Annotated in this window: 11 protein-coding genes; 7 read left to right on the top strand and 4 right to left on the bottom strand. The window is 52.1% G+C overall.

The features are described from left to right. Positions 1-83 precede the first annotated feature (83 nt). The gene (locus H9I52_RS09410; RefSeq protein WP_139517164.1) at positions 84-1,073 is read right to left on the bottom strand and encodes an NAD(P)H-dependent glycerol-3-phosphate dehydrogenase; all 990 of its coding nucleotides are present in this window, start codon (positions 1,071-1,073) and stop codon (positions 84-86) included. A 657-nt stretch (positions 1,074-1,730) separates the two neighbouring features. Between H9I52_RS09410 and H9I52_RS09405 the strand changes: the two genes are divergently transcribed. From H9I52_RS09405 to H9I52_RS09390, 4 genes are all read left to right on the top strand, one after another. Continuing rightward, a complete protein-coding gene (locus H9I52_RS09405) occupies positions 1,731-2,795 on the top strand; it encodes an NAD-dependent epimerase/dehydratase family protein (RefSeq protein ID WP_187453649.1) in 1,065 nt (354 codons plus the stop codon). Between the two features lie 69 nt (positions 2,796-2,864). Beyond that, complete coding sequence (locus tag H9I52_RS09400; protein ID WP_187453648.1) at positions 2,865-4,400, top strand: glycosyltransferase; 1,536 nt, start codon at positions 2,865-2,867, stop codon at positions 4,398-4,400. A 47-nt stretch (positions 4,401-4,447) separates the two neighbouring features. Beyond that, on the top strand, positions 4,448-6,166 hold the full coding sequence (locus tag H9I52_RS09395) for a glycosyltransferase family 39 protein (RefSeq protein WP_187453647.1): 1,719 nt from the start codon (positions 4,448-4,450) through the stop codon (positions 6,164-6,166). Positions 6,167-6,219: 53 nt separating this feature from the next. Further along, the gene (locus H9I52_RS09390) at positions 6,220-7,935 is read left to right on the top strand and encodes a glycosyltransferase family 39 protein (protein WP_187453646.1); all 1,716 of its coding nucleotides are present in this window, start codon (positions 6,220-6,222) and stop codon (positions 7,933-7,935) included. Positions 7,936-8,015: 80 nt separating this feature from the next. Here H9I52_RS09390 and H9I52_RS09385 read toward each other — a convergent pair whose 3' ends face one another. The 3 genes from H9I52_RS09385 to sdaAB all read right to left on the bottom strand — a co-directional run bounded on the left by H9I52_RS09385 (position 8,016) and on the right by sdaAB (position 11,915). Beyond that, positions 8,016-9,437 carry an efflux RND transporter periplasmic adaptor subunit gene (locus H9I52_RS09385; protein ID WP_187453645.1) on the bottom strand — a complete coding sequence of 474 codons (1,422 nt, stop codon included), beginning with the start codon at positions 9,435-9,437 and terminating at the stop codon, positions 8,016-8,018. 150 nt (positions 9,438-9,587) lie between these two features. Then, entirely contained in the window at positions 9,588-11,135 is a 1,548-nt protein-coding gene (locus tag H9I52_RS09380; protein ID WP_139517154.1) for a TolC family protein, read from the bottom strand. Between the two features lie 99 nt (positions 11,136-11,234). Continuing rightward, complete coding sequence (gene sdaAB / locus H9I52_RS09375) at positions 11,235-11,915, bottom strand: L-serine ammonia-lyase, iron-sulfur-dependent subunit beta (protein WP_139517152.1); 681 nt, start codon at positions 11,913-11,915, stop codon at positions 11,235-11,237. 208 nt (positions 11,916-12,123) lie between these two features. On the opposite strand from sdaAB, the gene H9I52_RS09370 reads away from it, so the two are divergent. From H9I52_RS09370 to H9I52_RS09360, 3 genes are all read left to right on the top strand, one after another. Beyond that, positions 12,124-13,104 (top strand): tryptophan 2,3-dioxygenase family protein, encoded by a 981-nt coding sequence (locus H9I52_RS09370; RefSeq protein ID WP_139517912.1) that lies wholly within the window; start codon positions 12,124-12,126, stop codon positions 13,102-13,104. 550 nt (positions 13,105-13,654) lie between these two features. Further along, positions 13,655-15,526 carry a CocE/NonD family hydrolase gene (locus H9I52_RS09365; RefSeq protein WP_187453644.1) on the top strand — a complete coding sequence of 624 codons (1,872 nt, stop codon included), beginning with the start codon at positions 13,655-13,657 and terminating at the stop codon, positions 15,524-15,526. Positions 15,527-15,635: 109 nt separating this feature from the next. Further along, positions 15,636-16,928, top strand: coding sequence for a metal-dependent hydrolase family protein (locus H9I52_RS09360; protein WP_187453643.1), 1,293 nt, complete (start codon positions 15,636-15,638; stop codon positions 16,926-16,928). Positions 16,929-17,008 lie beyond the last annotated feature (80 nt).

The raw sequence follows: 17,008 nt of genomic DNA, 5'->3' as shown, positions 1-17,008 counted from the left end.
GATACGTGAAAACGACAAGCAGTGCTGAGCCTTGTTGCAAGGAAGCAGGTTACTGGTACTGACGGTACTGACAGCGGTGGGCCTTACCTGAATTTTTCCTTCAGCAACTCGATTTCTACCGCGGGCGCAACCTTCTCATACAGAATGCGATACGCGGCCAGAGCAATCGGCATGTTCACCAGCAGCTTTTTGTTGAGCTCGTGAATGCTTTTCACGGCGTAGTAGCCTTCGGCCACCATGTTCATTTCCAGCTGCGCCGACTTCACCGAATAGCCCCGCCCGATCATGCTGCCGAACGTGCGGTTGCGCGAAAACTGCGAATACGCCGTCACCAGCAGATCGCCGAGGTAAGCCGAGGCCGACAAGTCGCGCGGCTGCGGATTAACGGCGTGCACAAAGCGCCGGATTTCTTGCACGGCATTGCTCACCAGCACGGCCTGAAAATTGTCGCCGTAGCCTAAGCCATGGGCAATGCCGCAGGTCAGGGCAATGATGTTTTTCATCACGGCGCAGTACTCAATTCCGTCCAGATCCAGCATGGGCGACGCCTTCACGTAGCGGTTGCGCAGCAGCTGGCAGAAGTCCTCAGCCAAGGCCATGTCCCACGCGCCGATGGTCAGGTAGCTTTGCTTTTCCAAGGCTACTTCTTCGGCGTGGCATGGGCCAGCCACAATGCCCAGCCGCTCGTGGGGTAGCCGAAAACGCTCGGCTACGTAGTCGGTAACGAGCACGTTTTTGCTGGGAATCATGCCCTTGATGGCCGAAATAACGCGTTTGTGCTTCAGATCGTCGCGGTCGAGCTTCTCGAGGGCATTTTGCACAAATGCGGCGGGCACGGCCAGCACCACCCATTCCGCAGCCTCCACCACTTCCTCCAGATCAGACGAGGGAAGCACCTTGTCCAAGTCGAAGGCGACCGACGAAAGGTAGCGCGCGTTGTGGCGGGTACGCAGCAAGTGCTGTACATCCTCTTTGTGGCGCAGCCACCAGCCTACCTGGGCCCCGTTTTCAGAGAGAATTTTGGTTAATGCTGTGGCCCAGGAGCCACCGCCAATCACGGCGATCTTGGACATATAGAAGGGGGTAATTTCTGCTTTTGCAGCCTCAGGGCCAGCGCTTTTAGGTTCTTAACTTTTTCAGCCTTGGTACCAAACTGGCTACTGATCGCCAGAATAGTACGGCCCTCCAGAAAGCATGGGTTTCTATCTAGGCTCCGCTAAAGTACTACCTACGGCAGCATCTCAAAACTTAGGCCGCCGGCTCAGGACACGCCATCTGCCCCACATAAGGCTTTTACCGCTTCTGGTACCAAACAGTTTTGCTCCGCAATCTCACGCCGATCCTCGTACCTTTTTACCCCACCAGAGTCTTCAACAACAATGTATACTGTTCTTTACTAAAGACTTAGAATGTAACTTTTTTTACCATTACAGTACTTTAAAAGCTGGTAAGTATGGCTCTTTCAACTCTTTTTTTCTAAATATAGTTTTATCACAGCTCGGATTAATAGCACTCTAAAGGCTTGTTTGTTCAAAAAATCCTGTAATATCCTCTATACATCCAAAATTTTAGTATCTTTGAAACTACAAGATTGCGCCAAGGATTTTTTGCTTTCCTTAAGGAATGTTTCACAAGGTCTGGGCTCGTTCCGGGCCGGTACATATTTTTACTTGGCTTGCTATTGCTTGATTGCCTAAACTATCAGAAACTACACTGTTAAATCCCTGAATGTGAGAAAGTTACTAGTCACCGGATCGTCGGGCTTGATTGGGTCGGAGGTTGCTGTCCATTTTGCAGAGCGCGGGTGGCAGATATATGGTCTCGACAACAACCAGCGCGCAGTTTTCTTTGGGCCGCAGGGCGATACCCGCTGGAACCAAAGCCGGCTGGCCATTCAGCTCGGCAGCGCGTTTCACCACCACGAGCTTGATATCCGTGACCGCCAAGGCGTCCTGAAGCTTTTAAAAGACATTCGGCCCGATGCTATTGTGCACACTGCGGCACAACCTTCTCACGACCGCGCCGCGGCCATTCCCTTCGATGATTTCGACACCAACGCCATCGGCACGCTCAATTTGCTGGAGGCCGTGCGCCAGGCCTGCCCCGAGTCGCCTTTTGTGCACATGTCGACTAACAAAGTCTACGGCGACCGCCCGAACACCATCGCCCTGACCGAGTTGGAAACCCGCTGGGATTATGCCGACCCAGACTACGCCGACGGCATTGCCGAAAGTTTTTCCATCGACCAGTCGAAACACTCGCTTTTTGGGGCTTCCAAAGTAGCCGCCGACGTGATGGTGCAGGAATACGGCCGGTATTTTGGCATACCAACTTGCTGTCTCAGAGGTGGTTGTCTTACCGGCCCGAATCACTCCGGCGTTGAGCTGCACGGGTTTCTGAGCTACTTGGTGAAATGCAACCTCGAAGGCCGCGAATACAAAGTATTTGGCTACAAAGGCAAGCAGGTCCGCGACAACATTCACTCCCACGATGTGGCCCGCTTCATCGAGGCCTTCATCAATACCCCGCGCGTAGCGGAAGTGTATAACCTAGGCGGCGGCCGCGCCAACTCCTGCTCGATTTGGGAAGCCTTCAAGCTCGTGGAAAAGTTTTCCGGCAAGTCTCAGGTGTACACCTACGTCGATGAAAACCGCATCGGCGACCACATCTGCTACATTTCCAACCTCGCCAAGATGCGGGAGCACTATCCGTCGTGGGATATCTCCGTTTCCCTAGAAGAAACCGTGCACCAGATTTACAAAGCTTCTAGCCAGCGAATAGAACAGCTGAATTAAGATTCTTATATTTCTGATTACCAATCCGTTACAAATACCTGCTCTACCACACCTGCAATCCGTACTAAAATGAACGAAGTAATAGAAGTTTTGGGCAAGCGCGAGCAGTTTCGGGACCACTATTGGCTCAATCGCGATCCCATTCTGAAAGACCGCTTGTTGTGGCGGGCCCAATCGTTCCGCCACCTGATTCATCTATTACCCGGCCAATCCATTCTGGAGCTGGGCTGCGGGCAGGGGTTGCTGACGCCCAAGCTGGTGCAGGTTTCCAGGGGCGAGAACCCAATCACTTCGGTCACTTTTTTAGAAGCCCTGCCCCAAACACCCGAAGAGTCTGATAACGTGGAGTTTATGAGCTTAGCAAACTCCACTGAGCAATTGGAAGGGCGCGAGTTCGACTTCATTATCGCCATGGATTTGCTCGACAAATCCAACTGTTCCTGGCTGCTTCAGCAAGCTTACAAATTGCTCAAGCCGGGTGGCGAGATTATTTTTTATGAGAGCAATCCCTGGAACCCATTCCTGAGAATCAACCGGGTCGTTTCCGGCCTGTTGGGCAAAAAAGACCAACGGCGCCTGATCAGTCGCCCTGATTTGTACGAATTGATCTCCGAAATCGGCTTTGTGCGGGTGTTCTCGGTGTTCAATGACTTTGCCTACGCCCCGCTCACGGCCAACGGCTCGTGGTTTCTGCAGAACATGTCGATTCTGCTGGAAAATATGCCTTTCGTGCGCACATTGGCCGGCTCCATCCTGCTGCACGCCCAGAAACCACCGCGCACCGTACCGCTGCCGACGGTCTCTCTATGCGATCATCCGGAGTTATATAATGCTGTGTCCGTGGTAGTTCCCTGCCACAACGAAGAAATGAACCTCCGGCCGCTGGTGAGCCGGCTCCTGGACCTGTATGGCGATTACCTGTACGAAATCGTGCTCGTAGACGACAACAGCCGTGACAACACGAAGCAAGTGATTACCGAGCTGGCCGAGCAATACCCGCTGATTACGCCGGTGTTCCGCACTCCACCCAACGGCGTCGGCCGGGCCATTATGGACGGGTACCGGGCCGCTACAGGCAAGTACATTTTGTCCATGGACTGCGATTTTCAGCATTTATTGCCCGATCTACGGGATATTTTCGACGGCGCAGCCGAAGGCTATGATGTGGTGATTGGCAGCCGGTTTTCGCGGCGCAGCGTGTTGCTGAACTATCCCTTCCAAAAGATCGCGGCCAACCGCGGGTTTCATTTCTTGGCGCGCATCATCTTGCGCACCAAATTCCGCGACGTAACCAACAACCTGAAATTACTTCGCCGGGAAGTCGTGGAGAAGATGGAGCTAACTCAGCCGGGCTTTTCAATAAACGCCGAAACCGGGTTGCTGCCTATTCTGATGGGATTTACCTTCAAGGAAGTGCCTATTTCCTGGATCAACCGCACGCCCGATATGGGTGTCTCCTCTTTTAAACTAGTGAAAGTAGGTGGTGGCTATTGGCAGGTATTGTACCGGCTTTGGATGAAGAAAATGTTTAAGAATAAAGAATATTATTCTGCTACGACCTTAGGAAAATCAAAAGGCTTAGTAGCAGAAAAAGCAACCTTATAGACTAAATATATCTATTATAATTTTGATGGTTTTACATCAGAAAAGAAATGGAAATTAAAGAAATAAGCAGCAGGGCTCCAAGGGAGCAAGGACTATTAAAAAAATCATTGTCTAATAGTAAAGAATCAAAATTAACGGGCTGGGATTATACAATACTAGTTGCGTCTATAAGTGGGTTGCTATTAAGCTGTATCATTATATCCTCCAAAAAGTATTTTTGGACGGACGAGTTGTTTTCGTACTACATGACGTCGGAGCCCTCGCTGGGGCGCATGCTGGCCGCCTTCCACGACAAGCTCAACAACACGCCCCTGCTCTACTTCCTGCTCGGCTGGGGCTGGGACAAGCTGTTCGGCTCCGCCGAACTCTCCCTGCGCCTGTTCTCCTCGCTGGGCATGGCCGCCGCCCTGCTGCTGACCTGGGCCACGCTGCGCCGCACCTACGCGCTGTGGGCCACGGCCACCGGCACCCTGCTCGTCTTCTGCACGTCACAAGTAATTCTTAATCAGAATGCTGAGGCAAGAATGTACGGGCTATTTCTGGCGCTGAGCGCAATGGCTTTCCTGCTCTACGATAACTTCTACAGAAACACCACAATTTCATATAAATTTCTGATAATCAATGCGTTAGTCCACGTAGCCATTATTCATACGCATCTGTTTGGGGGCTTCTACAGCGGGGCCATTTTGGTGGCTTTTTTCGCCACCGACAGAGTACTGAAACTTTATCGGCCCAAACTTTACCTCTCCATACTACTAAGCTGGATATCAGTTGTTTTCTATCTCCCTTCTTTCCTCATTCAAGCCGATGCCGGCAAACCCCGCACCTGGATTCCGGCACCTGACTTCGTCGACTTATTGGATATCTATAACCTAACCAAGCCTACTTGGATCGGCAGACGCTTTTTACTTTTTATTGCGTTGGTATTGTTCATCTATTTAATAAGAAAAGGCAATATCAAGAAATTAATTAAAAATATAAATATTCCAACTACTGAAATACCTGTTTTGATTTTTGGGTTTTGCTTACTCATCGTTCCAATTGCTATATGGATAATTTCCCTAACCATAAAACCTATATTTTATGATCGTTACATGATTCCTAGTGCTATTGGCTGGGTAATTTTGTTTTCCTTTATCGCCTCCAAAACTGTATTTAGCAAAAAAAATATTTCCGCTATCTCAAAGAATCCTGCGCTTTTATTAGCACCTATTCTTGCCTTAATTTTTACGACTGCGTATCCGATAATATTTGCAAAAGGATTTAGAAAGCAAAACTACCCCGGCACAACAGACATGCTACCTGAGATTGCCAAGAAGTATGCACACCTCCCGAAGGTTGTAACTTCTTCAGGCACTTTTTTAGAACGCAATTATTATGCTCCCGATAGACCAAACTATTTCTTTATTATGGATTGGAAATCTGCAGTTGACCCCAATAGCGGCACCTTCCCTCCGCAATCATACAAACATATGGAGGCCTGGAAACGCAATTTTCCGCAGTTTTTTCAAGACAATGTCGTAAGCAGTGAAGACTTCCTCAGCCACCACGATAACTTTTTGGTAATTGATTATCCTGATTATCTTAAAAGATGCCCATTGAAGCATGCCGGATTGCACGTCACCGATTTATGGACTAATTATTTAGAATGCCCCCAGTGGGTTGAAGTGCGTTTGTTAAACGATAAAAAATACAAAGTAACTTTTCTCAGTAATGAATACTGGTTTTCCATCCTGTTGGTTGAAAAGATAAAACCTAATTTATAGCACATATTAATTATCTTAATCATGGCATCCGGCATCAAATAATCTAGAGGTTAATGAAAGAAAGTATACTCCCCCCTTTAGATAAGAAAACTATTCTGAAGCCTGTTAGCCAAGGTACTTCCATCAATAAGTGGGAATATTTGTTGCTTGGAGCCGCAGTAGCCTCTTTACTACTAAGCTGCGTCATAATATCTTCTAAAAAGTACTACTGGAACGACGAGTTGTTTTCGTACTACATGACGTCGGAGCCCTCGCTGGGGCGCATGCTGGCCGCCTTCCACGACAAGCTCAACAACACGCCCCTGCTCTACTTCCTGCTCGGCTGGGGCTGGGACAAGCTGTTCGGCTCCGCCGAACTCTCCCTGCGCCTGTTCTCCTCGCTGGGCATGGCCGCCGCCCTGCTGCTGACCTGGGCCACGCTGCGCCGCACCTACGCGCTGTGGGCCACGGCCACCGGCACCCTGCTCGTCTTCTGCACGTCCAAGGTGATCCTTAACCAAAACGCTGATGCGAGGATGTATGGCTTGTTTTTAGCCCTTAGCGCTCTAGCGATTTTATTCTACGATACTTATTATAGGAACCAAAAGCTTTCGAATAAACAACTATTGCTCAATTTCTGTGTTCACGCAGCCATTATTCACACGCATCTGTTTGGAGGCTTCTACAGCGCCGCCATTCTACTGGCATTCATTATAACTGACAGACTATTAAATATTTACCGCCCTAAGCTCTATCTATCCATACTACTAAGCTGGATTACTTTCGTCTTTTACCTGCCTTCTTTTCTTATTCAAGCCGACGCCGGCAAGCCCCGCACTTGGCTACCCAAGCCTAATTATCTAGATTTATTAAGTATATATAATATAAAAAACGCAAGGTTCATTGACAAGTATTTCCTAATTGGATTCGTCATGATTATCGCCTTTTTCCTCCTCTTGCAGATAACCAAATCAAAGGCGACATTCATCAGGAATCTAAAAATTAACTATTCTGAACTTCCTATCTTAGTAATAGGGTCGATTCTTATTCTGGTTCCCTTTGCTATATGGGTAATATCCCTAACCATAAAGCCTATATTCTATGACCGCTATATGATTCCTAGCTCCTTAGGCTGGGTAATTTTTATCGCATTTATATTTTCTAAAATCCCCCCGGTACAGGCTGGGATTTCAAAAGAAAGAACATTTAGTATTATCTCTATTATTTCCCTGATATTTATATGTCTACTTATTATTCATCCATTAAGCAAGGCTTATTCCTTTAGAAAACAGAACCGTCCTGGCGCTGCTGATATGACGTCTGAAATAGGGCGTAAGTATGCCTCTCTGCCCAAAGTAGTTACGTCGGCAGGTGGGTTTTTAGAGCATAATTTTTACGCTCCCGATAGACTGAACTATTTCTTTATTCTGGATTGGGAAGCTGCAATAGATCCTAACAGTGGCAATTTTCCCCCTCAAGGATATAAGCATATGGAGGCCTGGAAACGCAATTTTCCGCAGTTTTTCCAGCATAATGTCGTAAGCAGTGAAGACTTCCTCAGCAAACATGACCGCTTTCTGGTCCTCGACTACCCCGACTATCTGAAGAAATGCCCGGTAGATCGTCCGGACAACCGGTTAATTTTCTTGCAGGAAAAAGAAGATATTGACTGCCCACAGTGGGTTGAGCTACGACTATTAAAAAACAAAAATTATAAAGTCACTTTTCTAAGCAACAAGAATTGGTATTCGATTTTACTGGTTGAAAAGCTGAAATCCCCTAATCAATAGCACTTAACAGCTGTCAGCACCAATAAAAAAGCCAGCGCAAAATTGCGCTGGCTTTTTTATTGGTGCTGACAGCTGTTAGCTTAACTCGAAGAATCCTCTTTCAACGCCGCTTTGTTGATGGTCTTGGCATCCTTAACGACTACGGCTGTGCCATCTTTCAGGCTTGTTTTGGAAGCGGGGTTCAGCACTTGGAAAGGGCCGCTCACCACTTCATCGCCAGCTTTTAAGCCACTGAGAATCTCGATGTTGGCGAAGTCGCTGATGCCGGTTTTCACGGTAGTCATTACGGCTTTGCCGTTGCGCACGACAAATACCACCTCCTGTACGTCGGGTTTGGCAGCAGGCTTAGCTGATGACTCCGGAGCAGTTGGAGCGCCCCGACTGACCCGCACGCCTCCACCCTGCTGTGGACTACCCGCACCGGGCAGCAAAGTGCTGTCGATGCGGGTAGTAACGGCGGCTAGGGGCACACTTAACACGTCGTTTTTGCGGTCCGTAATGATGTCAACGGAGGCCGTCATGCCGGGGCGAAACGGCACTACAGTGCGGCCGGCTACGGTACGCAGGAGGTGACGGTACGACTCAGGCAGCAACCGAATCCGCACCTCAAACTCAGTTACCGCTTCGGCCGTTAGGGCATCCTTAGCGGTGTTAGCAATGCTGGTCACGATGCCCCGGAACTTCTCGTCCTTGCTGGCATACGCGTCCACCTCTACCTCTACCGAATCGCCAAGGTTCACGCTGCTCACGTCGTTTTCGTTCACATTCACGCGCACCTCCATCGAATTGAGATTGGCAATGCGCATGATTTCGGTGCCGGCCATTTGCGAAGTACCTACCACGCGTTCGCCTTTTTCCACGTTCAGTTTCGAAACCGTGCCACTTACGGGAGCATATATCGTGGTCTTATTCAAGTTCTTGCGGGCTTCTTCCAGCGAGGCCTGTGCACTAGCCACGTTGCTTTGCGCGGCCCGAATGCTCTGGCGGGCGCTGTTTAGCTCTTCCTGACTGGCATCGTAGGCGGCTTTGCTGGCTTCATAATCGGCCTGCGAAATCACCTTTTGCTTGTAGAGCGACGCGTTGCGGCGGAAGCTCAACTCGGTCTGCCGGGCGTTGGCGATCAGCTGTTGCAGGCGGGCCTGCGTCTGGGCCACGTTGGCCCGCTGACTGCCCACCACGGCTGACTGCTGATTCACCATGGCTTGGTAGTTATCGGGGCGAATGCGCAGCAGCAGCTGGCCCTTCTTGACCGAATCGCCTTCGTGCACATACAGCTCGATAATTTCGCCGGATACGTCGGGCGAGATCTTCACTTCGGTTTCGGGCTGCACCTTGCCCGAAGCGCTCACCTTCTCCACAATGTCGGCTGCGGCGGCCTTCGACACAATCACCTCTTTACCAGCAGGTTGACCTATCAAGCCTTTCTTTTTCGCGACAACAAAGCCCGCTAGCCCTACGGCCAGGATAATCAGCAAAATGTAGAGTAAACGATTGTTTTTCATGCTTGCTAAGGGAGGAGAAACCAATGTACGCTTCGGCGGGAAAGCGCGGAAAGTTAGGAAATGAAAAGCGAGAAACGACAACAAGGCGTGCCAAAGGTCGCCGCGGTACGGCTGGTCCTTCGGCACGCCTCATGTAGCGCGTGTAAGTTGTTAGAGAGCAAGGGGTTTGCCTTGGTAGAAGTCCAGCACTTTCCGGCGGAAGATGAACTCGTATTTGGCCTGAATCATGCTCGACTCGGCGGCCGTCAGGTTGTTTTTGGCGATGTTGAACTCGGTGCCATTGAGCAAGCCGTTGTTGAAGCGAATCTCGGCGTTGCGATAGGCAGCGCCCAACGATTCGGCCTGGCGCTTAGAGGCAGCATACTTCCGCTGGGCAGCCAGGGCATCGGCGTAGGCTTGCTGAATGTTTTGCCGCAAGGTCAGCCGTGTTTGTTCGGCCCGCAGCTCAGCCTGCTTCACCCCGATTTGCGCACGCTGTACGTTGGTACGGGCCTGAAAACCATTAAGAATCGGGATGCTCAGGTTGAACTGTAGCTGCTTGCCCAGGTTGTCCTTGATCTGGTTGCGGAACGCGGAAGGCAACTGCTCATACACCGCCTGTTTGGGCGTCAGCACTGCGTAATTGGTCCGGCCGTATGCCCCTGTGATCGGGTCGCGCTGGAAGACTGGCACCGGCTGGCCCGAAATGGAGTCGCCGGTGGCAATGGGCGTAATACGCGCCGAGGAATAACCAGTAAAAATACCCGCCCCAAACGTTAGGCGCGGATAATAGGCACCGCGGGCCACTTCCACGTTGCGGGACGAGCTTTGCACGCGCAAGTCGGCGGCGCGTACCTGCGGCTGCAGGCCCAAAGCGGTTTGGAAAGTAGCGTTGGGGTCTTCGTTGAACACCGTTTGCTCATCGGGATCGGGCAAATCGGGCGTGACGATGGTCAGCGCGTTGGTAGCGGCCGCATCGAGGTTCATCAGCTGCGCCAGCTGCAAACGGTACAAGTCGCGTTGGTTCTGCGACGTGATTAGGTTCAACTCGTCGGTGGCCTGTTGGGCCTGAATATCAAGCAGATTGCTTTCGGCTACGCTGCCGGCTTTCAGCAGCTTTTCGGTGCGTTCAACCTGTTGGCGCGTGCTGTTGAGCCGTATCTCGTTGGTGCGCGTTAGCTCCTGGGCCAGCACGTACTGCAGAAACACCGACGCCACGTTCAGCGACAGATTATTGCGCGCTTCCTCGATGTCGCCTAGGCTGGCCTGATAGTCTAAGGTATTGCGCTTGATAGCGTTACGCAGCTGAAAGCCCGAGAACAACGTCACCTGCGTCGAAGCCGAAAAGTTATTCGACCGCGTGGTCAGGTTCTGGAAGACGTTGGTCAGCGGGTTGATGCTGGTACCGTAGTTCCAGGATTGGCTGGCGTTGGCGTTGGCCGTCGGCAGCAGGGCGCCCCGGCTTAGGCGCAGCGTGGCATCCGTTAGCTCGGCCGACAGTTGGCTTTGCCGCACGTTCAGGTTGTTTTGGAGCGCATAGTCTACGGCCTGTTGCAGCGAAAGCGGCCCGGTAGGCGTGGCAATGGGCACCGAACCAGCCGGCGGTTGCGCCGGCGACGTGGTCTGGGCGGCTGCGGGAAAGCCCAGGCCCAGCAGCAGCAGCGCACTGGCACTCGCTGCAGCAATTTTATTCCGAAGCGGAGTAGGCATTGTTTTCATGGCGAAGATTCGGTTGCTGGTTGACAGAATGGGAGTGCCAAGGTAAGGCCACGGCCCCAGCACTTTTATATATAGTTGATTATCAATTACTTACAAAAACTAATTAATTGTCGGAATATATATCACCCGGTGCACCCAGCTCAGCTGGCGCAGGTATTCGAGGGTGATGTCCTTCAGGCCCGAGTCGATTTCGATGAACTGCCGCGCCACGTCGTTTTTGCCTTTGCGACTCACAAACATGGTGGCGATGTTGCAATCGTCGTGGGCAATGACCGAGGCGATGAAGGCAATGGAGCCCGTCCGGTCGTCGGCATCCACAATGAGCGTGTGCAGCGAGGCCGAAAAATCCGACGGAAAGCCGTCGACTTCCACAATGCGAATCACGCCCCCGCCCCGGCTTTGCCCGATCACTTCTACTGCGTGGCCCGTGCGCTCGTCGCGCAACTGCAACTTAATGGTGTTGGGGTGCATCGTGGAGGCGTTGCCCACGCTCTGGAATGTGTATTGCAAGCCGGCTTCCTTGGCGTAATCGAAGGCTTCGCGGATGCGCTTGTCGTCGGTGGCAAAGCCCAACAGCCCCGCCACAATGGCACGGTCGGAGCCGTGGCCTTCGTAGGTACGGGCAAAAGAATTATAAAAAGTAATAGTTGCGTGCGTGGGCAAAGAACCCAGGATGCGGATAGCCGCGCTGGCAATGCGCACCACGCCGGCGGTGTGTGAACTGCTCGGCCCAATCATCACGGGACCGATCATATCGAAAATGCTGCTTTTTTCCGCCATAAGACGCGGTAAAGGTAAAAAAAGTGGAGACAAATGCAACACCCAGTAGCTGTTTATACCTACTAGTGATTCCTCCCAAATATTAGCATTTTCTAGTAGATGCAGCTTTGGGGCTGGGGGTTGCCTCGGCCGCCCAATTTGGCGGGTTTTTCGTTCTTTGTGCCCGATATCGCACCATCTTTTCTGTGTGCGCCGAATTACCCCCGCTATGCTCAACTCCCCCGACGAATTCTCACCCGAAATTCTGGCCCAACTTCGCCGCTTGCAGCAGAAATATGCTGCCGACGGACAGGACCTGGCTGCCTACCTCGAAGGGCTGTACTACGCCGACTACGTTAATTACTGGGACTACATCGAGCTCGATACGCTCCTCTCCTTGCAACGCCCGCTGACAACGATCCCCGACGAGCGTATTTTCATTATGTATCACCAGATCACGGAGTTGTACTTCAAGCTCTGTCTCTGCGAATACGAGCAAATCGGGGGGCTGCAACAGCCGACGGTGGGCGAGCTGGTGCTACGCATCGGCCGCATCAACCGCTACTTCGAGAATTTGATCGACTCGTTTGATGTAATGGTCGATGGCATGGACAAGCAGCAGTTCCTGCAATTCCGCATGGCCCTGATGCCGGCTTCGGGCTTTCAGTCGGTGCAGTACCGCATGATCGAGATTGCTTCTACCTCCCTCGACAACCTCTTGGACAAGGAAAAGCGCCGCCTCTTGGGCGAAGCCGCCGCCTACGACGAGCTGATGGGCTGCATCTATTGGAAAGCTGGTGCCACTATCGAAGAAACCGGCGCCAAAGCCCTCACCCTCATTCAGTTCGAAGAAAAATACACGCAGCAGCTCACTGCCCACGCCGCCGAATACAAAGACCGTAACGTGTGGAGCGTATTGCAGCGCTTACCACTTGAAGATCAGCAACATCCGCGCCTGTTGCGCCAGCTCAAGCAACTCGACGTGAACGTAAACGTCAACTGGCCGCTGATGCACTTCAAATCCGCGGTGCGTTACCTCGAGCGCGACCCGACCGCCATTGCGGCCACCGGCGGCACTAATTGGAAAAAGTACCTGCCTCCCAAGTTTCAGAAGCGCATTTTCTACCCGCAGCTGTGGAGCGCGCAAGAAATGGAGGATTGGGGAAAAGGTTGGGTAGAAAGCATTTTGGAAGATGTGCGATCAAAATAATACAGATGCCGCAATTGTGTCTGCTGGCTAGGGGCTCTGCCTCACACGATCAGACATAGTATTAGAAAAATGAAATTGATAAAAGCACTTCTTATAATCAGTATACTATTTTACTCCTGTGATTCTAGCGAGAGCATTAGACGAGAAACCCGGCAGAGTATAACAGCACATAAAGCGTTTATACATAAGCTAGCTTTTAGCGGCCATATTAGGGAGAAAATCCATTGCAATGAATGCCGAAATAATAAATACCAATTTATTATTTTATTAAAAGAGATTAACCCTAAATTTATTCCACTTGGCGACCTAAGTTTTCAGCCATATTATCTTTTTAATTCAAATAATCAATTAACAATAAGTGTTGTTAATACCTTTTATAATCATGCTCACGTAGAGGGATCTATTGAAAAACATGCCAATACAGATTATGTATTTATAGGAAATCAGAAGTTCAAGTTAATAAGTGATGAGGAATATGAATGGTTACCTAATTGAGTCCTTATTTGTCTCTACATTTCTGCTCAACTAATCCCTCCCACCCAAGCCCTTCATGAAAAAACTTGTATTTCCGTTGCTGCTGTTGCCTTTCCTAGCGCCGGCGCAGGCCGTAGACTCGACTTGGTTTGTGCAGCATTACACCAAAAAGGAAGTCTACATCCCGATGCGCGACGGCGTGCGGCTGTTCACGACCGTGTACGCGCCCAAAGACCAGGCCGAGAAGCACCCCATTCTGATGAAGCGCACGCCCTATTCCTGCGCTCCTTACGGTGAGAAGGACTACTACCCCTACTGGCGCATCTACCAAAAAGAATATGCGAAGGAAGGCTACATCCTGGTGACTCAGGACGTGCGCGGGCGCTGGATGAGCGAGGGCCAGTACGAAAACATCCGGCCCTTTAACCCAAATAAAAAGAAGAAGGAAATTGACGAGGCCAGCGATTCGTACGATACCATCGAGTGGCTAGTAAAAAACCTGAAGGGCAACAACGGCAAGGTCGGCGTCTTCGGTATTTCGTATCCGGGCTTTTATTCCACGATGGCGGCGGCCAGCAACCACCCGGCGCTGAAGGCCGTGAGCCCGCAGGCGCCGGTGACCAACTGGTTTATCGGCGACGATTTTCACCACAACGGCGCTTTCTTTCAGATGGACGCCTTTGATTTCTATTCGGCCCTGGGCGGCGGATTTGGAGCGCCGCACCCCAAACCTACCGCCGTAGCGCCGCATTCGGTGGGCTACAGCATCCACGACAACTACCGGTTTTACTTGGAGGAAGGCACCCTGGCCAACCTGGCCAAGCGCATGGGCGACAGCGTGAGCTATTGGAAAGACCTGTACGCCCATCCCAATTACGACCAGTTCTGGCAGACCCGCGACGCCCGCAACGCCACCAAAAATCTCAAACCCGCCATGCTGTGGGTGGGCGGCCTCTTTGACGCCGAAGACAACTGGGGCGCGTGGAACGCCTACCTCGCCGCCGAAAAAAACAACCCCGGCAAGGAGTTCAATAAGCTCGTGATGGGCCCGTGGTTTCACGGCCAGTGGTCCACCAACGACGGCACGCATTTGGGCAACGTGCAGTTTGGCTCCAACACGGCCGAGTGGTACCAGCAAAACATCGAAATTCCCTTCTTCAATTTCTACCTGAAAGGCAAAGGCAGCGCGGCCAACATCGCCGAAGCCAACATCTTTTTGTCGGGTGCCAACAAGTGGACGACTTTCCAGCAGTGGCCCCCTAAAGAGAAGCAAGACAAGGAGTTATACTTACAGAACAACGGTGCCTTGAGCTGGACCCAGCCCAGTAACGCCGAGGGCAAGAGCGACTACGTCAGCGATCCGGCCCACCCCGTGCCCTATACCGAAGACGTACACTTCCGCCGCACGCGCGCCTACATGACCGACGACCAGCGGTTTGCCGCTCGCCGGCCGGATGTGCTTGTCTTCCAGACCGATACCCTAACCAGCGACCTCACCGTAACTGGCAACGTAGTGGCCGACCTGATGACGAGCATCAGCACCACCGACGCTGATTTTGTGGTGAAGATCATCGACGTGTTTCCCAACAAGTTTTCCTATTCGGCGGCCGACCTCGACAGCGGTTATCCGCTGGGTGGCTACCAGATGCTGGTGCACGGCGAAATCATGCGCGGACGCTACCGCAACAGCTACGAGAAGCCCGAAGCCTTCGTGCCGAACAAGATCACGGAAGTGAAATACAAGCTCGGCGACATTGCGCACACCTTCCAGAAAGGCCACCGCGTGATGGTGCAGATCCAGAGTTCGTGGTTTCCGCTGGCCGACCGCAATCCGCAGAAATTCGTGGACGTTTACCACGCTACACCCGCTGATTTCCAGAAAGCGACCATCGATATTTTCCACAACAAAACGGCCAGCAGCAAAATCATCTTGCCTGTTTTACAATAGTCTGATAATTACATAGTTAAATAAATAGGCCCGATAGGGGCTGAAGGGGCGCGATAGTTTGCGTTGCTTCAGCCCCTACCTTGCTTATAGACCGCAGCACCAGACAGTTATGCTCAAACGCTACTCCTCCTTTTTGCTCCTGACCGCGCTGGCCATGAGCTTGGCCGTGTCTTCGCAGGCCCAGGTAAAAGCTTTACGTTTTGGCCGGTTAGTCGACGGCCGCGGACACGTCTTGCAGGATGCCGTTGTGCTGGTAGAAGGCGAACGAATAGTGAAGGTAGAAACGGGCGCCAGCGCCGTACCGGCCAATGCGCAAGTCGTTGATCTGCGGGCATATACCGCTATTCCGGGAATGATCGACGCGCATACCCACATGACGTTTTACTGGGACAAAACGCCGGGTTCGCGGCCGTGGGCTCAGCTTGGCAGCCTAGGGCCGGCCGTGACGGTGTTTTTGGCGCAGGAAAACGCCAAAAAGACGCTCGAAACCGGCGTTACGACCGTCCGCGACTTGGGCTCTTTCGACAACATGGACTTGGCCATGCGCGACCTCATCAACCGGGGCGCCATGGTGGGCCCGCGCATGTTTGTGGCTGATTATGGGCTGCACATCAACAGCTCGCCTTACAAACCCGGCGCCACCCCCGATCCCGGCCAGGCCGACGGCGTGGAGCAAGTGCAACGCGTGGCCCGGCAGCAACTCGCCTCGGGTGCCGACTGGATCAAAATGTACGGGTCTACGGGCAGCGACCAGGACGTAACCGGCTTTCAGACATTCACTTACGAAGAGATGAAAGCTGCCGCCGACGTTGCGCACAAAGCTGGCAAGCGCATTGCCATTCACACCTACGGCCCCGATGGCGCCCGCGACGCCGTGCGCGCCGGCGCCAACACCGTGGAGCACGCCACCGACATGGACAAAGCCACCATCGCCGACATGGCCCGCCGCGGCACGATCTACGTCCCGACGGTCGATCACAACCGATATTACGTGGCTCACAAAGAGGAATTTGGCTACGATTCGGCCGTCGTCAACCGCCTGAACAAGTACATCGCCCGCAACTTCGAAACGCTGCGGCAAGCCGTGAAAGCCAAGGTCAAAATCGGGATGGGCTCGGATGCAGTCTTCACCGGCTTTGGCGAAAATACCCGCGAGCTGGAGTGGTTTGTGAAAGCCGGCATGACGCCGGCCCAAGCCCTTGCCACCGCCACTACCACGGGCGCCGAGATGCTAGGCCTGGAAAAGAGCCTGGGCGCCATTGCCCCGGGCTACTACGCCGATATTGTGGCCGTCGCCGGCGATCCGCTCACCGACATCAACGTGGTTATCAACGGCGTCAAATGGGTAATGAAAGGCGGCCAAGTCGTTGTTGACAAGAATTCCGGGGTCTCAACCAAATAATTGGTAATCAATTGTTTATAGAATCACCTTTTTCCATCTTCATTCAACACAAAGCGACCCGGCAGGCCCTACCTAAGTAG

It is taken from the genome of Hymenobacter sp. BT491, assembly GCF_014349165.1.
Classification (GTDB): Bacteria; Bacteroidota; Bacteroidia; order Cytophagales; family Hymenobacteraceae; genus Hymenobacter; species Hymenobacter jejuensis.
The sequence above is the reverse complement of the archived record's forward strand: the minus strand, read 5'-3'. Positions and strand labels throughout refer to the sequence as shown.